The sequence below is a fragment of the Gilliamella intestini genome (genome assembly GCF_900094935.1).
GTDB classification, from domain to species: Bacteria; Pseudomonadota; Gammaproteobacteria; order Enterobacterales; family Orbaceae; genus Gilliamella; species Gilliamella intestini.
The window spans coordinates 1-20,593 of record NZ_FMBA01000004.1 but is presented as its reverse complement, the minus strand read 5'-3'; the positions used below and the strand labels follow the sequence as shown (position 1 = coordinate 20,593).

Sequence of the window (20,593 nt, the reverse complement as noted above, 5' to 3'; positions counted from 1 at the left end):
GATTTTTGCATTATAGGATATTGAAAGTAATGGCAAATAAATTACTAGAATGTATTAAATACTTAAATAGGCAACGAAATTTAAAGATAAAGCCTTTTAAATTGGCGATCAAATTAGCATTAATAAATCGAAAAAAAAAACAAAGATCGACTTTTATTCTTGAACAATATAATTCTGTAGCTATTCTGATGAATGATCAAGGAATTGGTGATGCAATAGTCACTTCCTATTTAATTCATTATCTCAGAGAAAATAATTTTAAAGTATATGTACTAGTAGAAAGGAGGATTGCTTTTCTTTTTGATAAATTTATTTTGGTGGATGGTGTTTTGTCCTACGATAGGAATAAAGGTGTAAAACAGATAGAAGAACAATTACAGAATATAAAGATTGACGTTGTAATAGATCTTGTCGATAAAGGCCCAAATAGTGTAAGGCGTGCTCAAATAATTCAAGCTATTAATCCATTACATACGATTGGTTTTAATCAAGAAAAATATAAATTATATGATACATCAATTTTCTATCAAGAATACAAATCACATATTTCAACACGAAGCCAAAAAATACTTGAATTAATGAATATTGAATCAGCTCCCATAAAGTACTTTGTTAATATTCCAACAGAAGCCGAATTTTCAGCGAGAGATTTTATAAATCCTTTTCTTACTTCAAAAAAAAATATCATTATTTTCAACCCATATGGTTCAAATCAGGCGAGAAGTTTTTCTAATTCCCAAATTGATATCATCTTATCGTTTTTGTCTCAATATGATAATTGCATAACAATTATTATTGGCGAACCAAGTACAATTTCTCATATTAAAACTAAAAAAAATATTGTTATTAACCCATTAGGTTCTTTTTTTCAAAGTGTAGCTTTGGTGAAGTTTTCAAATTTAGTGATTTCTGTTGATACTTCAATTGTACATATTGCTTCTATTTATGATAAAAAAATGCTTTGTGTTTATAACAATAGGATGATTGATAATGTATTTATTAATAATTTTGTCTGGGCACCAAATTATGCTAACGCAATACAAATATTTACTAATGATAATTTAGGTACAGGGCTTGGTGATCCAATAGCGAATCTTGATATTGATATTATGCTCAAACAATTAAAATTAGAAATAGAAAAATTATAAAAAATTGATCAAAAGAATAGGAATAACTTTGATGGATTTAAAGCAAAAATTACGGCAATTAAATTGGCAACGTAATTTTATTACTAAAAAAATTAAATATATATAAAAATATTGTCTATTTTTACTATTTTTCTGAAAAAGAAAAAAAATTTATTTAATACCAATACAATAAAGAAAGTACTTATTATTAGAAATGATTGTATTGGTGATATGATAGTTACAACACCATTTATCCGATATTTGGCTGATAAAGGGTATGAAGTTTATATATCTTCTCGAAAAAGCAGTTTAGAAATTATAGATAACAATCCACATATAACAGGTCGTTTTTCGTATAATGATAAAAGTTTTGGTGAGTTGATTAACTCACTAAAAATGGTTAGAAAACATGAGTTTGATTTGGCAATTGATGCAAGATTTCACAGACGGTTAGATTTGAAACATTTGCTATTTTGTTGTTTTGTGAGAAGTACACATTTACTTAGTTATAATAAAAGTAATATAAAATCATTTAATATTTCTTTGCCTTATTATCACCCGGAAAATCATGTTACAAATCAACTTAAATATTATTTAACATACCTTAATATCAAATATAGTTCGTTTAATTACGAAATTTTTATTGATTCTGTTAAAGAAAAAAATGTGGACATATTTATCACTAATAATATTAAGCCTCAGAACAAATTTGTTGTGATAAATCCCTATGGTAGTTCAAACTATCGTTGTTTATCTGAGCGTCAGATTAAAATGTTGTGTGATCTATTAAAAAATTTTCATCAGGAATATAAAATAATATTAATTGGTCAAGGTGAAAAATTTGACAAATTATTTATATCAGACTGTATTAAATTCCAATCTCCTACAATTTCTGATGTCATTCCTTTAATAAAAAAAGCAGATTTAGTTATTAGTGTTGATACATCAATCGTACATATTGCTTCTGCTTTTTCAACTAAATGTATTTCAATTTATATGGAGCCTCCACCTCCTGACTCAAATAGTTTGAAATCTGTTTATAGCCGAGAATTGAGTAATTATAAATATTTACAACAAGATTTATTTTTAGATAAAAAGTATATAAAAAAACACAGCCCAAATCTTAACTTGAAAGTAAATAGCCATATTTGGTCACCCAACGATATAAATGGAAAACAAATTGTTTTTTATGTTAATAGTATGGAAAAAATTGACCCAGATAATTTAATAAGGTCAATTAGTAAATATATTTAAGTGAGTTAGATCTAATTTTTAAATTTATAGACTAAATAAAGCAAATAATACTTTAAGGCTGTCGCAAATTTTTTCTCTTTCATATTATTTTTGGCATAAATACGATAGTCATTAATGCGCATTTTATGCTTATAACTTTCAAGTGGATTATTTGCCCATGGCGTAAAATGCTTATAAAAACAATAAATATTTTGAGCAAGCCCAGTGTGTTCTTGATACCACATTTTTCGTGCGCCAGTAAAATGAACAATGTATGGTAACGTATTTTTATTATAAAAAAATGTTTCTTTTTGTTTATCATCCATCCAAGTAAATAAATAATTCCAATTCGGATCGATAAATAATACTTGATGCTGTAAAACCATATTTAGTGCATCTTGATCTGGATAGATTAACTCTTTTTGTTCTAATGATAATAATATTTTATTCGTTTTATTTTCGGTATCAAACTTCATCCAGTTATCAACATTTATATATAAAAAACCAGAGTTGAAATAACAGTCAGAAGTTAGCTCAAGCCTTTCTTTGTTTTTTAACATATTTTGTTTATCTAATGAATCAGGGGTTACTGCACAAATAACCGAATCTATATTGGTATTTAAAATTGGTGATATATCCGCAAAACATAACACATCAGCATCTAGATAAATAAATTTATCGACAATGCCATGTAATAATCTTGGAACGGATAATCGGATATACATCGATCGATTAATATGTTGTATTTTGTTATTTTGTGTATCTGAATACTTGTACAACTCGTCAGTAGGAATTGAGTAGAGTGTAATTGATGAACTAAGTTGTTGTAATTTTTCTTGTTCTTCTGTAGTTACATCATATAAAAAAACATGAAAATGAATATTATTATGCATATTATTAAGTATGATAGAGGTAATAGAAACACCTACATGTTCAAGATAATTCGAGTCTGTACAATATGCAATATCAATACTCTTATCCATTTCCAATACTCTTTAAAACTTAACGCAGTTATTTAGTCATTACTAACGTGATATGTCAATATAAAATTGATTATTACTTCATTGTTTAATTTAACGTATGTTACAATATTACAAATACAAATTTTTAATCATGGCTTTAAAACGGCATAAGATGAAAGAAAACCTTTTTATTAGTAAAATTACAACATTGTTTAATAATACCATAGAATCTTTACAGTTCACACATATTGCATTTTGCTTTGATGATAATTATGCAATGCCAGCGGGTATTGCTATGTCTTCAGTCATTTTAAATAATCCAGATAAAAACTTAGTTTTTCATTTATTTGCTAATAACGTATCGAATGAAAAAATAATAAGGTTTAATCAATTAAGTAAAGAAAATGTGACTGTAATTTGTTATGAGATTAGTGATGATTTTTCTATTAATCCTGATACTTTAGTGCTGCATGTTTCGGCATCAACATGTTTACGATTTGCTGTTCCACAAATTTTAAATAAAGTGACTTCAAGGGTGCTATATTTGGATTGTGATGTCTTATGTACTAGTAATCTTAATGAATTAATCAACACTGATTTAACGAACAAATATTCGGCAGTCGTTCCTGATGTCGATAAAACACAAGAAAAACAATGTACTGCTTGTAATATTCCATTAGGTGAATATTTTAATGCAGGAATGATTTATATTAATACGGATATGTGGGTGCAAAACAATCTTACAGACAAAGCATTTGCAATGATTAATAGTGGTGAAATATATAAGTTTGCTGATCAGGATGTATTAAACATTTTAATGCAAGGTAAAACTGTGTTTTTACCTCGTTTTTTTAATAATTTAACTTCATTGACGGTTGGTGGACAAGAAGATAATTTTATCAGTAAAGATACCGTTATTATTCATTATGTAACGGGTAATAAACCTTGGTACCAGCTTTATATAACACCGCTTTATCAAAGTTATATCGCTTCCTCGCCATGGGCAAAGGATAAATTATTACTTGCCAACGAAAATGCTCCTTCAACAACAAGGCGATACGCTAAACTGCTTGCAAGCCAACATAAATATTTTTCTGCTTGTAAGTATTATTTATTGTATTTGAAACATAAAGCGTTCAAAAAGCATTAAGGATTAGTGGTGTGATTAATGTTGATAAGTTTATTCATAAACGAAATGAATTATTATTGTGTAATTCATTAAATAATACGCCTGTATTACATATTTTATTATGTTTTGATAATAGTTATGCGCTATCGGCAGGTGTAGATGTTATCTCTGTTATTGAAAATAACACAAAACAGCAGATTCATTTTCATCTTTTTACACATAATATTTCAGAAGAGAATAGAAAAAAATTTGCAGATATTAAATCAGATGATGTTTCTATCACCGAATACGTCATTAATGATCAGTTTAAAATAGACTCTAGAAATACTGAAAAGTTTCCTATTTTCAGCTTGTGTTCGATTAATTGCTCCGATAATTTTAAAAGATGTTACCGAAAGGTTGCCTTTATATTGATAGTGATGCACTCTGTATTCAAAATTTAGCATTTATTTGTAATACTAATTTAGATTCAGCAGTCGTTGCTGCTGTTGCTGATGCCCCCTATATGCAAGAGTCCCAATGTGCTAAATACCGCGTAATGTTTGGTACGTATTTCAATTCTGGAGTTATGTTAATTAATATTCCACTTTGGTGTCAGGAAGATATTACAACTAAAACGCTAACACTATTAAATAGTGGTGAAAAATATCAATATCCAGATCAAGACGTATTAAATATTGCAATAGGTGAAAAAACAATCATATTAGCAAAGAAATATAATAATTTACTAGCTTTATCAATAAATGGTAATGAAGATTCGAAAGTTCCAGACGATACAGTATTAATTCATTATATTACTAAAAACAAACCTTGGCATCAGCCTTATCGTTCAAGATTATTTGATTTTTATTTACAAAAATCTCTATGGAAAAATGATAAGCTGCCTTTATATAGTTGTAAAAAAACATCTTCAATACGAGCCTATTCTCGATTAATGTTTAAACAGAAAAAATATTTATCGGGAATTAAGCATTATTTAATTTACTTGAAAACCAAATTGACAAAATAAATTTATTATTGATTCTTTGGCTTTTTAAGCATTGAACATTATCTATTTTTAATGGGTGATGTTCAAAATAAAAAACAACCGTATTCATCTTCAAATATAGCTATATATCTTTTTTTCTTGGTTACTGGTATAGTACGGCAATTATTTGTATTGTTAACTATTCAATTCAGCAATAATAAATTTATCTCATTTTTGAAATGAGTCATTATATTTTCATAACGTTTTATTTTTCTTAGAATATATTTTCTTAATTTTATTGGTGTATTGAACTTAGATTTTTATTAGGTATATTTAAGTGATTGATGATTTTGCAGAAGATGGTTTGCTTGCTAAGGCTATAGAGGGGTTTGTAGCAAGAGAGCCACAACGCAATATGGCAAGTAAAGTCTCTGAATCAATAAAAAAACAGCATTCTCTTGTGGTTGAAGCAGGGACAGGGACTGGAAAAACTTTTGCTTATTTAGTACCCGCACTACGTAGTAATAAAAAAGTAATACTTTCAACTGGCTCTAAAAATTTACAGGAACAGTTATTCAGCAAAGACTTACCAATAATAAAAAAAGCATTAAATTACACAGGAAAAATAGCCTTACTTAAAGGTCGAGCTAATTATCTTTGTTTAGAAAGAATGTATCATCAATATGCAGCAGCAGGTGACCTTGATAAGGAGTTACGCGCTGATTTAGCGCGTGTTAAAAATTGGTCGATTAAAACCAAAGATGGGGATATTAGCAAATGCACAACTGTCACAGAAGATAATTCTATTTGGCCAATATTAACAAGCACAAATGATAATTGTTTAGGAAGTGATTGTGAACACTATAGTGATTGTTATGTTGTTAAAGCGCGCAAACGAGCTTTAAATGCAGATATTGTTGTGGTTAACCATCATTTGTTTTTAGCTGATGTTGTAGTAAAAGATACCGGTTTTGGTGAACTTATTCCTAAAGCAGATGTTATGATCTTTGATGAGGCTCATCAATTACCGGATCTTGCTTGCCACTATTTTGGAGAACAGCTAAATAGCCGTCAACTTTTTGATCTAGCAAAAGAAATTAATCTAGCTTATCGTACCGAAGTCAAAGATATGTCTCAGTTACAGCAATGTGCGGATAAATTACAAAAATGCACGCAAGACTTGCGAATTGCTATTAACCAACAGCCACCAAAAGGTAACTTACGGTTTTTATTTAACCAAGAAGCGGTTAAAAAAGAGATTTCTTATCTTGTCGATGCATTAGATTTTTGTCAAGAAGTTTTGTTATTAGCCGTTGGACGTTCGACAACGTTAGATAACTGTCTTGAACGAATTAAGCAATATACTATGCTTTTAAAGCGATTACAGCAAACCAATATAACCGGTTTTAGTTACTGGTATGAAAGTAGCTATAACTCCTTTATCTTTGCTTTGACACCGCTGTCTGTGGCTGATAAATTTACAGAATTACTTACTGAACGTAAAGGCAGTTGGATTTTTACGTCTGCAACGTTATCGGTTGATAATCAATTAGATTATTTTACTAAACGTTTAGGGCTGACAAATGCCGATTCGCTAATATTAGAAAGCCCATTTGATTATATTAATCAGACGATTTTGTGTGTTCCACGTTATATTCCATCACCAAACGAACAAGGTAACGCTGAAAAATTAGCCAACATTTTATTACCCGTTATTGAAGCTAACAATGGACGTTGTTTCTTTTTGTGTACCTCATACGCAATGATGAATGCACTAGCTAAACAGTTTCGAGAATTAACCCAATTACCGGTGCTCGTACAAGGCGAAACCAGTAAAGTTAAATTGCTTGAACAGTTTATTCATACTGGCAATGCGTTACTTATTGCCACCAGTAGCTTTTGGGAAGGGATTGATGTTAGAGGAGATACACTCTCATGTGTTATTATAGATAAATTGCCGTTTACCTCGCCTGATGATCCGTTAATTAAAGCTCGTATGGAAGATTGTCAAATGCAGGGCGGGGATGCATTTAATGATATACAATTGCCGGAAGCTGTTATCACCTTAAAACAAGGCGTAGGGCGATTAATTCGTCATCACAATGATCGTGGTGCAGTTATTATTTGTGATAATCGTTTAGTAATGCGACCTTATGGTGCAACATTTATTAATAGCTTACCGCCGTCACCAAGAACACGGGATATAAAAAAAGTTATAAACTTTTTAACAACGAAAAGCTAAATGACAATAGATAAAATATTTTGGAAAAAACATGAGTACTATTTTAGCCATTGATACCTCGACAGAAGCTTGTTCGGCAGCTTTACTCTACCGTAACGAAATTACTCACGATTTTATTGTATCGGCTCGTGATCATACTAAACAAATATTACCGATGGTTGACAGACTTCTTAAACAATCAGACTGTTCACTTACGCAAGTGGATGCAATTGCTTTTGGACAAGGTCCAGGTAGTTTTACAGGCGTTAGAATTGGTATTGGCGTGGCTCAAGGTTTAGCATTAGGTATTGATAAACCCATGATAGGTATATCAACATTAATGACCTTGGCGCAAGGTGTTTACCGAACAACACAAGCAACAAATGTTATTGCCGCAATTGATGCTAGAATGAATGAAGTCTATTTAGGTCAATATCATTATGTTAACGAACAATGGCAAACGGTTATTGCTGAGTGTGTTATTGGGCCTGAAAAAGTAATCGAAACGGTAAAGCATATTAGTCAAAATGATTATTGTGCTGGTACGGGTTGGCAAACTTATCCTGATATGATTAATGGAGTAAAGCAAAGCGACATCTTATTACCTCATGCCCAAGATCTTGTTGTTCTTGCTAAAAATAAATGGCAAAAGAATGAAATTGTGAATGTTGAAGATGTTGAGCCAACTTATTTACGTAACGAAGTGACTTGGAAAAAGTTACCAGGAAGATAAAATAAAAAAGCCACTCAAAGGAGGGGCTTTTAGCAAAAAATTGCGTGTTATTTATTCTTTAAAAAGTCCTAAATGCGCTTTTGCATAGGCTTCAAAATCAGTACAGCCACCGATTGGCTTTTCATCAATAAAGATTTGTGGTACCGTCTCAACAGGTTTACCAACGCTTTTAGAAAGATCTTCTTTAGTAATACCTTCAGCATTTATATCCACATAACGATAAGAAAAATCATCACGCTCTTGAGAAAGTTTTTCAGCTAGTTCTTTAGCTCGAACACAATAAGGACAACCTTGACGTCCAAAAATTACAGTATACATTTTCACCTCGAATAAGTTTTTTACATATAAATACTATACGTTACTTTAAATTAAAGAAAAGTTGTTAAATATAGTTAATTAAATAGATTATATCTATTGATGATACACTTTAAAAGCTAATCAGTCTTTATATATAAAAACTTGCAATTGGTTGCTTATTTTTTCACAATTTAGATTGACTATTCAAAGCATCACACACCATAAAAGGCAACTTATCGATCCTTTTTAATCACAATAAAAGAGAATTTATCGGTATAAAAAATTTAAGAAAAAGAATTGATTTTATTGATATTTTTATACAAGAAACAAAGCTAACGCCTTATCGCAGACAAGCGATAGAGCGCTGATATCAAAAAGAAAAATAACTGTCACCAATTTGGCTAAACGCTTTATGGTCAGTTGTCCTACCATTTATAACGTACTAAAAAAAGCTCGATTGAAGCTTTTTGTGCCTTTAACCAGTCAGAATGAACGTATAAAACCATCAGTTATGGAATTAAACGTTTGGTTAAAGTCGAAAAATGGATTGGAGATAAATTAAGACGGCAAGCTAAAGGCGATAACAAAATTTCTCTGAGCGAAATACGACAGACTGATACCTACGGTTTACCTTTACTTAAAAATGAAACGATATAGCAGAATAGAGAATATTCACTTGAGATTATCTGTTTGATTTTTATTGTTTTTATACATAAACGTAGTGCACTCCTGAAACTTTTTAACAAAAACACTACTATATTGATTTATTTAGATAAACTGTGTGATAACCAGTATATCAAGCAAAATCACCTGCCCACAAATGAATGGGAAAGCCGAAAGAGTGATACGAACTTTAATGGAGATGTGGCATAATCAGCATATATTTAGCGATTCAAAAGATAGAAAACAAAAACTTAAACGCTTTATTAATTTTTATAATACCGTTAAACCACATAAAGCGATTTTTGGAAAAACGCCTTATGAGTTTTTAGAGGATTATTTTAACCATGAAGTGTAAACAACTCGGTGTTTTCCTACACATCATTAATTAAATAAATAGTTGGATATGAATATGTTAAAAAGATTATTATTGATTACTTTATTACTGCCTATCACTGCATTTGCTGCAAAAAAAGAGTGTGGGGTTAAACCTAGCTATGATATTACTATCAATAAAGAAAGTGTGCATATTTTTAATAAAAAAGATGATTTAACTATCATGCCAAATGGTAATGTGGTTTTAAATAACAGATCTATCTTACCCAATCCGTCATTACAAAAAAAACTGGTTTATTTTCAGCAAGATTTACGCCAACAATTACCACAGTTAGAGCAACAGTCGTTAAATTTATTGTTAGAAGTTAAAATGACTTTTGAGCAGGCAATAAAAAATCATCTTAGCAATGATAGTGAACTAAAAAGTGAATTAAACAAATTATATAAACGTTTAGTTAAGTTGCTACATGGCTCAATTAGTACAGAAAATGGCAATACGCGGTTTTCTTACCAAAACTTCAATAATCTAAAAAAAGATGGAGAAGATATTGGTCAACGCATTTTTTATAATGTTGTGGGTGGCAGTATTTTACATTTGAATTTTTTCAAAAATTTAGGCGCAATCAAGACAATTTCTAAAAATGAGTGGAAAGCGCAAAAACCGAAATTAAAGGCTTTTGATGCTCATATTTGTTCCGTTATTACAGGCATTGATACGCAATACGAACAAATATTAACGCAACTTAATCAAAGTATTCACAAGTAAATAGACATTAATAAAAACTTTTGCGAAAATGATGCCTTTACTATGATAGCTAAACGGAAGCTTATGCTTATGAGTGCACAAATAATTGATGGTAAGGCATTATCGCAACAAATTCGTAATGAAATTGCCAGCAAAGTCAACAAGCGTATTGAAAGAGGCTTATCTATTCCAGGACTTGCTGTTATACAAGTAGGTTCAGACCCTGCATCAAAAATCTATGTCAAAAATAAGCAAAAAGCGTGCGACGATGTTGGTTTTGTTTCTTTTGCTTATGATTTCCCAACGGCTACTACCGATGAGTTGTTAGCATTAATTGATGAACTCAATCAATGTCCTGATGTGCATGGTATTTTAGTGCAACTCCCTTTGCCTGATAATATTGACAAAACCAAGGTTCTTGAACGTATTGATCCAAGTAAAGATGTTGATGGTTTTCATCCTTACAATATTGGGCACTTATTACAACGTGACCCTATTTTGCGACCATGTACACCATATGGTGTAGTTAAAATGCTTGAGTCAATAGGTGTTAATCTATCAGGTTTAAATGCCACAGTGGTTGGGGCATCTAGTATTGTTGGTCGCCCTATGGCGTTAGAGCTATTATTATTAGGTTGCACAACCACTATTACTCATAGTCGTACCATTGATTTGGCCAAACATGTGAGTAATGCTGATATTGTTGTAGCAGGAGTCGGTATTGCTAACTATGTTAAAGGGGAATGGATTAAACCCGGAGCAATTGTTATTGATGTTGGTATTAACCGCTTACCTGACGGTAAACTTGTTGGTGATGTCGAGTTTGATGTTGCAGTTAATCGAGCGGGTTGGATAACTCCAGTTCCTGGTGGCGTTGGTCCTATGACAGTTGCTATGTTGATGAGTAACACGCTTGAAGCCTGTGAAAAGTTTAGCAAGTAACTAAAATTAATGTAGTTAAAATAAATATAGTCTCATCGTTTGGAATTCATCCATTTACGTTGTAAATTAAATAAGAGAGTAAGGAACTTTTTATGATTATATTTCACACTAATTTAGGTGATATTAAAATCGAAACTTTTGATGACAAAGCGCCAGAAACAGTTAAAAATTTTATTGAATATTGCAAAGACGGTTTTTATAACAATACGATCTTTCATCGTGTTATTAATAATTTTATGATTCAAGGCGGTGGTTTTGAACCCGGTATGAAGCAGAAAAAAACCAAATCTCCTATAAAAAATGAAGCAGATAATGGTCTAAAAAATGACCGTGGTACTTTAGCCATGGCACGAACATCTGATCCACATTCTGCAACAGCTCAATTTTTTATCAACGTAGTGGATAATGATTATCTTAACTTCCGATCTGCTGATGTTAATGGTTATGGTTATTGCGTTTTTGCCCAAGTTGTAGACGGTCTTGATGTGGTTGATAAAATTAAAGCCGTTAAAACAGGGCGCAGTGGTATGCACTCAGATGTTCCTATGGAAGATGTTGTTATTACGAGTGTTACGGTTGAATAATCCTGTTCGTTATTTTATCGCTGATATTCATCTAGCCGATAATGAGCCTGCTTCTGGTTATAGCGATATAACCGCAGGCTTTTTGTCTTTTCTAAATGCACTGCCTGATAGTTGTGAGCTTTATATTTTAGGCGATCTATTTGATTATTGGGTTGGTGATGATATAAAAACAGACTTACATTACCAAGTTGCACAAGCATTACAAGCTTTATCAAAACGTAATATCAAAAAATATTTTGTTCATGGTAACCGTGATTTTTTATTAAGTAAAAAGTATGCTCAACAGTGTGATATGACCTTATTGCCAGAGGTTAATTGTTTACCTAATCAAGAAAAAAACATTGTTTTTTTACATGGCGATTTGCTGTGCACTGATGACCTTCAATATCAAAAATTTCGAAAAGTGATGCATAATACATGGCTACAAAAACTATTTTTATTTTTGCCGTTGTTTATTCGGCTTAAAATTGCCACTAAGTTAAGGAAAAAAAGTAGTCAGCAGAATCAAATCAAGTCTGAATCTATTATGGATGTAAATCAACAAGCGGTAGTTGATATATTGATGGCGTATAATGCCGATATTATGATTCATGGTCATACACACAAACCAGCAACTCACCACTTTGAAATAAACCGCAGCCCAGTAACTCGCCTAGTTCTTGGCGCATGGCATGATGGGGTGACATATGTTAAACAAGCGCAAAACAGCGCTATTTTTGAGCTTTACAACCACTCTTTTAAATAATTGCTTTGTAAAACTTGGTCGGTTTTACCAAACTCAATAAGCCTTCCTTGCTCTAAAATGACAACATTATTGGCGATTTGTTTAACTTCATTAATATTATGCGTAACATAAATAATAGGTATATTTAATTCGTTAGCTAATTTATTAATATAGGTTAATAGTTCTTTCTTTCTTGGCATATCAAGCGCGGAAAGTGGTTCGTCCATCAACAGCAGTAAAGGATTAGTTAATAGTGCTCGACCAATTGCTACGCGATGTTTTTCACCACCTGATAGCATGGCTGGATAACGATTTAATAATGGTCGAATATTAAGCACATTTACGATTTCGTCAAATCTTGAGGTTTCAACCTTTTTAGCCCCGTAAGTCAAATTTTTAATCACTGTATAATGAGGGAAAAGTAATGCATCTTGAAAAACGGTACCAATTTGGCGGTTTTCTGGCGCAACAAAAAGGCGCTTATCACAATCAACTAGCAGCCTATTATTTAGTTCAATATAACCTTGGTCTGGTTTAATTAATCCATTAATAAGATTGATTAGTGTTGATTTACCTGATCCCGAAACGCCTAAAATAGCGGTAATACCTTGGCAATCAATATTATGATTGAATTGGAACGAAAACGAAGCAAGCTGTTTGTTAACCTGTATCTTTAACATAATTTATTGTCCAACAATTTTATTTTTATGCCAACGATTTAATAATTCAGATAAAAATAGTGCAATTAGTGATAGCATAATCGAAATAATACAAAGCCGTAATGCACCTTGTTCGCCATCGGGAATTTGTAGCATTGTGTACATGGCAAGCGGCAAAGTACGGGTTTCGCCTTGAATATTTGATACAAACGTAATTGTGGCACCAAATTCCCCTAAACAACGAGCAAAACCTAGCACTATTCCCATTAAAATGCCCGGAAAGGCCAAGGGTAATGTGATTGTCATAAATACTCGCCATCGACAAGCACCAAGGGTTCTAGCTACATTTTCAAGGCGTATATCAATTGATTCAATGGCTAAACGAATTGAACGTACCATAAGTGGAAAGGCAACCACAGCCGAAGCTAAAGCAGCACCTTGCCAATTAAAACTAAAGCTAATATTTAAGTTGTGATTTAACCATCCACCAATTACACTGTGCCGCCCCATGGTGATTAATAATAAATAGCCCAAAACTACTGGTGGTAAAACAAGGGGAAGATGCACAATACTAACAAATAGCGATTTACCCCAAAATTGACAGCGTGCTAATATCCAAGCTGTAAAAATACCAATGGGTAAACTAAAACCAATTGCAGCAAAGGCTATTTTTAAACTAAGTAGCAAGGTTTGCCATTCAAATTCGTTTAATAACATAGTTGTATTATTTCACCACCGTAAATTACTTAATTATAAAACCATATTTTTCAAAAATAACTTTCGCTTGTGGTGAATTTAAATATTGATAAAAATCGTTCGCTTTTAAGTTTAATAACGTGATTGGGTATTCAATCGATTTGAATGTATTTGCAGGAAACGTTCCAACAATTTTTACTTTATCGCTTACTTTGGCATCGGTACTGTAGACAATGCCAAGCGCAGCTTCATTACGCTCTACTAACATCAAAGCATCACGCGCATTACTAGCAGAAGCAAATTGTGGTAATAATTTGTCAAATACGCCCAAGTTGGTGAGTGATTCTTTTGCATAGAGCCCAACAGGAACATGATCAGGATCGCCAATAGCAATTCTTTCACCTTTAGGTAAAATTGCTTGCCAATTGGTATTGCTATTAATTAAGACGTTATCTACTTGCGAATTTTTTTGCGCAATAAGAACCAATTTATTTTTCAATAGATCTTGTTTGTTTTTAACAATATTATGCTCAATTAAGTAAGTCATCCATTTTTGATCTGCTGACATAAAAATATCTGCAGGAGCGCCTTGTTCAATTTGTTTAGCTAATACTGATGAGGATGCAAATGAAAACACAATATCGGCATCTTTATGCTCCGCTTTATAACTTGTTGCGATATCTTGCATCGCATTTGTTAATGATGCGGCGGCAAATACTGTGATTTTTCCAACTGCCGCTTTTTCAACTGCTGATGTTGAATATGTCATCGCTATTATAACGATAGTGGTGATAGTTCCAATAATTTTTTTCATTCTTTTCCTCACAATCAAAAGTCGTTATTAATTTGAGCCTTTAATAATATTTAATTGTTTTTAAACGTGTATTTTTATTTTTTAGCAAAACACTTAATTATCGCTATATAAAATAATATATATCGATGTTAGCAAAATTTATTCACAAAGTACAATTAAACTGATGAGATAAAATGATCAATAAGATTTTTAACAAGTTTTGAAGAATACTAAAAAGCGTCTACAATGATTAATCGTGTTTGTTCTAATTGGCTAGTGGTTATTTGTGGTGTTAAATTATGTTTTCTCCTGAAATTTTATTAACGTTAAATATACATCAGAAGTTATTTACTGATCCAAGGCGCATTGCGCTATTAAAAGCAATTGAGCAAACAGGCTCATTAAGTCAGGCTGCTAAGCAAGTGGGTATTAGCTATAAAACGGCATGGGATGCTACTAATGAAATTAACCAACTAGCACCGAAACCTTTTTTAATTACTGAAATTGGTGGCAAAAAAGGAGGGGGAACTAAGCTAAGTGATTACGCCATTAGGTTTATACAACTTTATGAACTATTAACTCAGTTACAACAACATGCTTTTAATATTCTTAGGGATGATAAAGTACCATTAGACGATATATTAAAAGCAACAGCTAAATTATCACTGCAAACTAGTGCTCGCAATCAATTATATGGTAGCGTAAAACGAATAAAAACTAATGATGTTGCCGGGTTTGTAATAGTTCAATTAGATGATAACCAAACTCAATTAAAGGTCTATATTACTCAACCAAGTGTGCAACGATTGAAATTAAGCCTAGGTAAAACTGTTATTTTATTAATTAAGGCGCCACTAATTGAATTAAATGATACCCATGAAAACCGTTTATTGGTAAAAGTTGAAAATATAACAATTGATGGTGATTGGAGTGATATTACCTTTTCATTACCTTCTGGAATTATGATTTATGCCAGCAGAGAAACTCGTGAAATTGAACAATGCGCATTAACCGAAGGTAAGCAAATTACACTTTCTATTGATCCGCAAAATATTATTATCGCTACTTTAGTTTAGTATTTTATTAAGACGAGGTATTCATGTTACAAATAGAAAATGCGGTTTATAAAATCAGTGATTATAAGGTTTTTAGTATTGAAAAACTAGAAGTTTATCGAGGTGGCAATTTAGCGTGCATTGGTCGCAATGGTAGCGGTAAATCTATGTTAGTTAAAGCATTATCTGGCGAGCTAACACTATTGTCAGGTAGAGTTAATAATCAATTTAAATCAACATGTTATATTTCATTTGAGCAGTTACAGAAACTGATTGATGATGAGTGGAGGCGTAATAATACTGATATGCTAAGTGAAGGCGAAAATGATATAGGATTAACCACTGAGCAAATCATTCAAGAAAATAATTTTAACCAAGCATTTTGTCAACAATTAGCAAACCAATTTGGTATCGGCCATTTATTAACTAGGCGATTTAAATACCTTTCAACAGGCGAAACACGCAAAACATTAATCTGCCGAGTTTTGATGCAACAACCCGATTTGCTAATATTAGATGAACCCTTTGATGGTTTAGATGTTGCATCGCGAGAAAATTTAGCCGAAGTTCTTGATGATCTTGCTAAGCAAGATATCACAGTTATTCTTGTTTTAAATCGCTTTAATGAAATTCCTTACTTTATCAAAAATATTGGTATATTAGCGGATTGCCAACTATTGAAAATTGATACAAAAGACACAATATTGAATGATGTAACAGTCAAGCAATTGGTCAATTTGGAAAATATACCCAATACACCATTACCTGAAGCCGACGAACCACCAATTCAATTAACTGATGAATTAGATCGTATCATATTAAATAATGGTTATGTTCATTACGATGATAAACCCATTATTAATAGATTAACTTGGCAAGTCAAAGCCAAGCAAAATTGGCAAATTGTTGGGCCTAATGGTGCAGGTAAATCGACGTTATTAAGTTTAATAACAGGTGATCATCCGCAAGGATATTGCAATGATCTTATTTTATTTGGTCGTAAACGAGGATCAGGTGAAACAATTTGGGATATTAAACGCCATATTGGTTATGTTAGTAGTAGTTTACATTTAGATTATCGCGTTAATGCGAGCGTTAAAACCGTGTTATTGTCTGGTTATTTTGATTCGATTGGTGTATATCAAGCCACCAGCGATAAACAAACTAAATTGGCTGATGAATGGTTAAAGTTGTTAGGTTTACAAGCACAAGCAGATAAAACTTTTCAATCACTTTCTTGGGGACAACAACGTTTAGTATTGATAGCTAGGGCTTTGGTTAAACATCCAACATTGCTTATTTTAGATGAACCATTGCAAGGGCTCGATCATCTTAATCGAGAATTAGTCAAACGCTGGATAGATCGTTTAATTAGTGAAGGACATACTCAGTTACTCTTTGTGTCTCATCATGCAGAAGATGCACCAAAATGCATCACTCATCGATTAACTTTCGTTCGTGGCTTTGATGAAAGCTATCAATACCAATTTGAACAGCTAAACAAATAAATTAATTAAACCTATTAAAAGAAGTTTAAAAATAGGAAAAACCATCCAAAATAAAAGTTTTTTTTGGGCAAAAATTGTCTTGATAATAGAAAAAAGCCTATAAAGGCTATACTTATGAAGTTATCCCCGTTACCTGTGGATAACTCTGTTAATAGTTTATTGAAAAAAACGCTAACCTCAGTAACTATCAGGCTTTTTCTTGATTTGATTGCAAGTTAGCCGTTAAATGAATTTTTGTTTATTATCAATATGTTATTGTAAATCAAGCCATAGATAAATTGTTTTTTTTATAAATAAAAAAACAATTTGAACAAAAAATAGGAAATTTTAAAAGGTCAAGCCCTTTTGGGGATAATTTTTATTAATAGGTAAAATATTAGGTTGCGATGTAATGAAAAAATTTAAATTATATTCCGAATTTAAGCCAGCTGGTGATCAGCCGGAAGCAATAAAAAGAATTAATCAAAATCTTGATGATGGGATTGCACATCAAACATTATTAGGCGTAACCGGATCAGGTAAAACATTTACCATGGCAAATGTTATTGCTAAACATAATCGCCCTACAATTATTTTAGCACCAAATAAAACATTAGCCGCTCAGCTATATGGTGAAATGAAAGCCTTTTTCCCTGAAAATGCGGTTGAATACTTCGTATCTTATTATGATTATTATCAACCTGAATCTTATGTGCCCTCAACCGATACATTTATTGAAAAAGATGCATCAATCAATGAACATATAGAACAAATGCGTCTTTCTGCCACTAAATCACTACTAGAACGACGTGATGTTGTGATCGTAGCTTCGGTATCGGCAATTTATGGTTTAGGTGCGCCAGAAACCTATATGTCGATGATATTACACTTAACGAAAGGCACCATAACCGATCAGCGTTCAATTTTGACTCGTTTGGCCGAATTGCAATACACTCGTAACGAAATAGGCTTTAGTCGTGGCACATTTCGCGTTAGAGGTGATGTGATTGATATCTTCCCAGCTGATTCAGATGAGATTGCAGTGCGTGTAGAGTTATTTGATGATGAAGTGGACCGAATCGTTATGTTTGATCCACTCACCGGTAATAGCATAAATGAAGTATCACGGATAACTATTTATCCAAAAACACACTACGTCACTCCAAGAAATATAATGGAAAACGCTATTGCCCAAATAAAGCAGGAACTTAAAGAGCGTCAAAAAGTATTGTTAGACAACAATCGTTTGTTAGAAGAACAGCGCTTAACTCAACGAACACTATTTGATATCGAAATGATGACTGAGTTGGGGTATTGCTCTGGGATTGAAAACTATTCACGCTTTTTAGCTCAGCGTAATCCGGGCGATCCGCCCGCAACCTTATTTGATTATTTGCCACCTGATGGATTACTGTTTATTGACGAATCTCACGTCGCTATTCCACAATTAGGGGCAATGTATAATGGTGACCGTTCACGTAAACTTAATCTGGTTGAATATGGCTTTCGTTTGCCATCTGCACTAGACAATCGACCGTTAAAATTTGCTGAATTTGAAAACATTATGCCACAAACTATTTATGTGTCAGCAACACCGGCTAAATACGAAATTGAAAAATCAGGTCATGAAATTATTGAACAAGTAGTTAGACCTACAGGTTTATTAGATCCCATTATTGAAGTTCGACCAGTTGCGACGCAGGTTGATGACTTATTATCTGAAATCAAAATTCGTATCAATAACGAAGAGCGTGTTTTGGTGACCACATTAACTAAACGTATGGCAGAAAACTTAACTGATTATCTGTCAGAACATAATGTAACTGTAAAATATTTGCATTCAGACATCAATACGGTTGAACGTATGGAAATTATCCGTGACCTACGTTTAGGTAAGGTTGATGTACTTGTGGGCATTAACCTATTGCGAGAAGGTTTGGATATACCGGAAGTCTCGCTAATAGCAATATTGGATGCTGATCGCGAAGGTTTTTTACGTTCAGAAAGTTCGCTAATTCAAACCGTAGGGCGTGCAGCGCGTAATGTAAATGGTAAAGCCATATTATATGCTGATAGAATTACACCGGCTATGCAAAAAACGATTGATGAAACAGCCCGTCGTCGTAAAAAACAGGAAGACTTTAATACTGCGCACGGCATCACACCAAAATCAGTACGCAAAGAAATTAAAGACGTATTAGAGGCAGGTTTAAGTACCAAAAAATCAACAGCCAAAGTACAAGCATTTGAACCAGGCAAACCTTATCAGTATGTTTCAGTTACAGAAGTACAGGCAAAAGTGAAAGAGCTTGAAGCAATGATGTACGAAGCGGCTAAGAATCTTGAATTTGAAAAAGCTGGTGTACTGCGCGATGAAATAAAAAAATTGCGTGCTGATTTTATTAAAGTGTCTTAATTAACCATCTAACAAGGAAAATATGATGACAATAACACGAATTGATCCAGAAGAACGCTGGTCTGAAGCCGTAATTTATAATAACGTTATTTATTACACAAGTGTTCCTACTAATCTTGAAAATGATGCTTATATTCAAACTAAAAGCGCTTTAGCCGAAATTGATAAAATATTAGCTAGAGCTAACAGCGATAAAGCACATATATTGGATGTAACACTATTTTTAGTTAATAAAAATGACTTTGCCGCAATGAATAAAGCATGGGACGAATGGGTAGTTAAAGGAAGCGCTCCTGTACGCTGCACTGTGCAAGCGGGATTAATGAAAAAGGAATATTTAATCGAAATTAAAATTGTGGCAGCAGTAAAAAATTAATGTTGCGATTACTGCCAATACTATTTGCTATTCGACTATATCAATTTAAGATCTTGTAAACAAATCGGTGTATTTACCTATTTTTGAGCTAAACCATAAGGCGTTTTCCCTGAAATCGCTTTATGCGGTTTAACGGTATTATAAAAGCTAATAAACCGCTTAGGCTTTAGTTGTCATTTTTTTGCGTCACTAACTATTTGCTGATTATGTAACTTTCTATTAATGTACGCATCACTATTTCGGCTTTCCTATTCGTTTGTGGCAGGTGGTTTTAGTAAATTTTTCTTGATATGCCGGTTATTACACAGCTTATCTAAACAAATATTTTAACTAAAAAAATAAAGGCAGTGCCATTTTTGTCAAAAACTTTCAGGAGTGTACTACGTTTATGTAAAAAATCCTAAAAAATCATGCATAAATAAACAAGGGTAACGTTATTATTATTGCTTTT

General features: G+C 32.4%; 21 protein-coding genes. 16 read left to right on the top strand and 5 right to left on the bottom strand.

The genetic code is table 11. From position 1 onward, the window contains the following. The first annotated feature begins 29 nt into the window (after positions 1–29). Positions 30–1,148 carry a glycosyltransferase family 9 protein gene (locus tag GA0061080_RS01605; protein WP_091119948.1) on the top strand — a complete coding sequence of 373 codons (1,119 nt, stop codon included), beginning with the start codon at positions 30–32 and terminating at the stop codon, positions 1,146–1,148. A 111-nt stretch (positions 1,149–1,259) separates the two neighbouring features. After that, positions 1,260–2,381 (top strand): glycosyltransferase family 9 protein, encoded by a 1,122-nt coding sequence (locus GA0061080_RS01600; protein ID WP_141683072.1) that lies wholly within the window; start codon positions 1,260–1,262, stop codon positions 2,379–2,381. 11 nt (positions 2,382–2,392) lie between these two features. Here the strand turns inward: GA0061080_RS01600 and GA0061080_RS01595 are convergent, their stop codons facing one another. After that, complete coding sequence (locus GA0061080_RS01595) at positions 2,393–3,343, bottom strand: glycosyltransferase family 8 protein (RefSeq protein WP_091119941.1); 951 nt, start codon at positions 3,341–3,343, stop codon at positions 2,393–2,395. A 151-nt stretch (positions 3,344–3,494) separates the two neighbouring features. On the opposite strand from GA0061080_RS01595, the gene GA0061080_RS01590 reads away from it, so the two are divergent. The 5 genes from GA0061080_RS01590 (at position 3,495) to tsaB (ending at position 8,372) form a co-directional block, all read left to right on the top strand. Next, positions 3,495–4,472, top strand: a complete 978-nt coding sequence (locus GA0061080_RS01590; protein WP_167349158.1) for a glycosyltransferase family 8 protein — start codon at positions 3,495–3,497, stop codon at positions 4,470–4,472. Between the two features lie 11 nt (positions 4,473–4,483). After that, a complete protein-coding gene (locus GA0061080_RS13065; protein WP_167349157.1) occupies positions 4,484–4,894 on the top strand; it encodes a glycosyltransferase in 411 nt (136 codons plus the stop codon). Next, on the top strand, positions 4,837–5,460 hold the full coding sequence (locus GA0061080_RS01580; RefSeq protein ID WP_091119931.1) for a glycosyltransferase family 8 protein: 624 nt from the start codon (positions 4,837–4,839) through the stop codon (positions 5,458–5,460). Before GA0061080_RS13065 ends, GA0061080_RS01580 begins: the two co-directional genes overlap by 58 nt. 295 nt (positions 5,461–5,755) lie before the next feature. Continuing rightward, positions 5,756–7,660 carry a DNA repair helicase YoaA gene (gene yoaA, locus GA0061080_RS01575; protein ID WP_091119927.1) on the top strand — a complete coding sequence of 635 codons (1,905 nt, stop codon included), beginning with the start codon at positions 5,756–5,758 and terminating at the stop codon, positions 7,658–7,660. A gap of 31 nt (positions 7,661–7,691) precedes the next feature. Further along, positions 7,692–8,372 carry a tRNA (adenosine(37)-N6)-threonylcarbamoyltransferase complex dimerization subunit type 1 TsaB gene (gene tsaB / locus GA0061080_RS01570; RefSeq protein WP_091119923.1) on the top strand — a complete coding sequence of 227 codons (681 nt, stop codon included), beginning with the start codon at positions 7,692–7,694 and terminating at the stop codon, positions 8,370–8,372. Positions 8,373–8,423: 51 nt separating this feature from the next. Here tsaB and GA0061080_RS01565 read toward each other — a convergent pair whose 3' ends face one another. Further along, positions 8,424–8,690 carry a GrxA family glutaredoxin gene (locus GA0061080_RS01565; protein ID WP_091119919.1) on the bottom strand — a complete coding sequence of 89 codons (267 nt, stop codon included), beginning with the start codon at positions 8,688–8,690 and terminating at the stop codon, positions 8,424–8,426. 760 nt (positions 8,691–9,450) lie between these two features. On the opposite strand from GA0061080_RS01565, the gene GA0061080_RS01560 reads away from it, so the two are divergent. The 5 genes from GA0061080_RS01560 (at position 9,451) to GA0061080_RS01540 (ending at position 12,681) form a co-directional block, all read left to right on the top strand. Next, the gene (locus GA0061080_RS01560; RefSeq protein WP_209435689.1) at positions 9,451–9,687 is read left to right on the top strand and encodes an integrase core domain-containing protein; all 237 of its coding nucleotides are present in this window, start codon (positions 9,451–9,453) and stop codon (positions 9,685–9,687) included. A 54-nt stretch (positions 9,688–9,741) separates the two neighbouring features. Continuing rightward, positions 9,742–10,431 (top strand): YggN family protein, encoded by a 690-nt coding sequence (locus GA0061080_RS01555; protein ID WP_167349156.1) that lies wholly within the window; start codon positions 9,742–9,744, stop codon positions 10,429–10,431. Positions 10,432–10,500: 69 nt separating this feature from the next. Next, positions 10,501–11,352, top strand: a complete 852-nt coding sequence (gene folD / locus GA0061080_RS01550) for a bifunctional methylenetetrahydrofolate dehydrogenase/methenyltetrahydrofolate cyclohydrolase FolD (protein ID WP_091119906.1) — start codon at positions 10,501–10,503, stop codon at positions 11,350–11,352. A gap of 92 nt (positions 11,353–11,444) precedes the next feature. Beyond that, a complete protein-coding gene (ppiB, locus tag GA0061080_RS01545) occupies positions 11,445–11,936 on the top strand; it encodes a peptidylprolyl isomerase B (protein ID WP_091119902.1) in 492 nt (163 codons plus the stop codon). Then, the gene (locus GA0061080_RS01540) at positions 11,929–12,681 is read left to right on the top strand and encodes a UDP-2,3-diacylglucosamine diphosphatase (protein ID WP_209435688.1); all 753 of its coding nucleotides are present in this window, start codon (positions 11,929–11,931) and stop codon (positions 12,679–12,681) included. Before ppiB ends, GA0061080_RS01540 begins: the two co-directional genes overlap by 8 nt. Here the strand turns inward: GA0061080_RS01540 and modC are convergent. The 3 genes from modC to modA are packed head-to-tail and all read right to left on the bottom strand — an operon-like array spanning position 12,660 to position 14,829. Further along, entirely contained in the window at positions 12,660–13,340 is a 681-nt protein-coding gene (gene modC / locus GA0061080_RS01535; RefSeq protein ID WP_091119895.1) for a molybdenum ABC transporter ATP-binding protein, read from the bottom strand. The two genes, GA0061080_RS01540 and modC, sit on opposite strands and share 22 nt — an antisense overlap. 3 nt (positions 13,341–13,343) lie before the next feature. Continuing rightward, the gene (gene modB / locus GA0061080_RS01530) at positions 13,344–14,036 is read right to left on the bottom strand and encodes a molybdate ABC transporter permease subunit (RefSeq protein ID WP_091119891.1); all 693 of its coding nucleotides are present in this window, start codon (positions 14,034–14,036) and stop codon (positions 13,344–13,346) included. Between the two features lie 25 nt (positions 14,037–14,061). Next, positions 14,062–14,829 carry a molybdate ABC transporter substrate-binding protein gene (modA, locus tag GA0061080_RS01525; protein ID WP_091119887.1) on the bottom strand — a complete coding sequence of 256 codons (768 nt, stop codon included), beginning with the start codon at positions 14,827–14,829 and terminating at the stop codon, positions 14,062–14,064. A 278-nt stretch (positions 14,830–15,107) separates the two neighbouring features. Between modA and GA0061080_RS01520 the strand changes: the two genes are divergently transcribed. From GA0061080_RS01520 to GA0061080_RS01505, 4 genes are all read left to right on the top strand, one after another. Further along, positions 15,108–15,884: a TOBE domain-containing protein gene (locus GA0061080_RS01520; RefSeq protein ID WP_091119883.1), complete on the top strand. Its 777-nt coding sequence runs from the start codon at positions 15,108–15,110 to the stop codon at positions 15,882–15,884. Positions 15,885–15,907: 23 nt separating this feature from the next. Then, positions 15,908–17,371, top strand: a complete 1,464-nt coding sequence (modF, locus tag GA0061080_RS01515) for a molybdate ABC transporter ATP-binding protein ModF (RefSeq protein WP_091119880.1) — start codon at positions 15,908–15,910, stop codon at positions 17,369–17,371. Between the two features lie 391 nt (positions 17,372–17,762). Continuing rightward, positions 17,763–19,766 carry an excinuclease ABC subunit UvrB gene (gene uvrB, locus GA0061080_RS01510; protein ID WP_091119879.1) on the top strand — a complete coding sequence of 668 codons (2,004 nt, stop codon included), beginning with the start codon at positions 17,763–17,765 and terminating at the stop codon, positions 19,764–19,766. Between the two features lie 25 nt (positions 19,767–19,791). Next, the gene (locus GA0061080_RS01505; RefSeq protein WP_091119875.1) at positions 19,792–20,142 is read left to right on the top strand and encodes a RidA family protein; all 351 of its coding nucleotides are present in this window, start codon (positions 19,792–19,794) and stop codon (positions 20,140–20,142) included. Positions 20,143–20,593 lie beyond the last annotated feature (451 nt).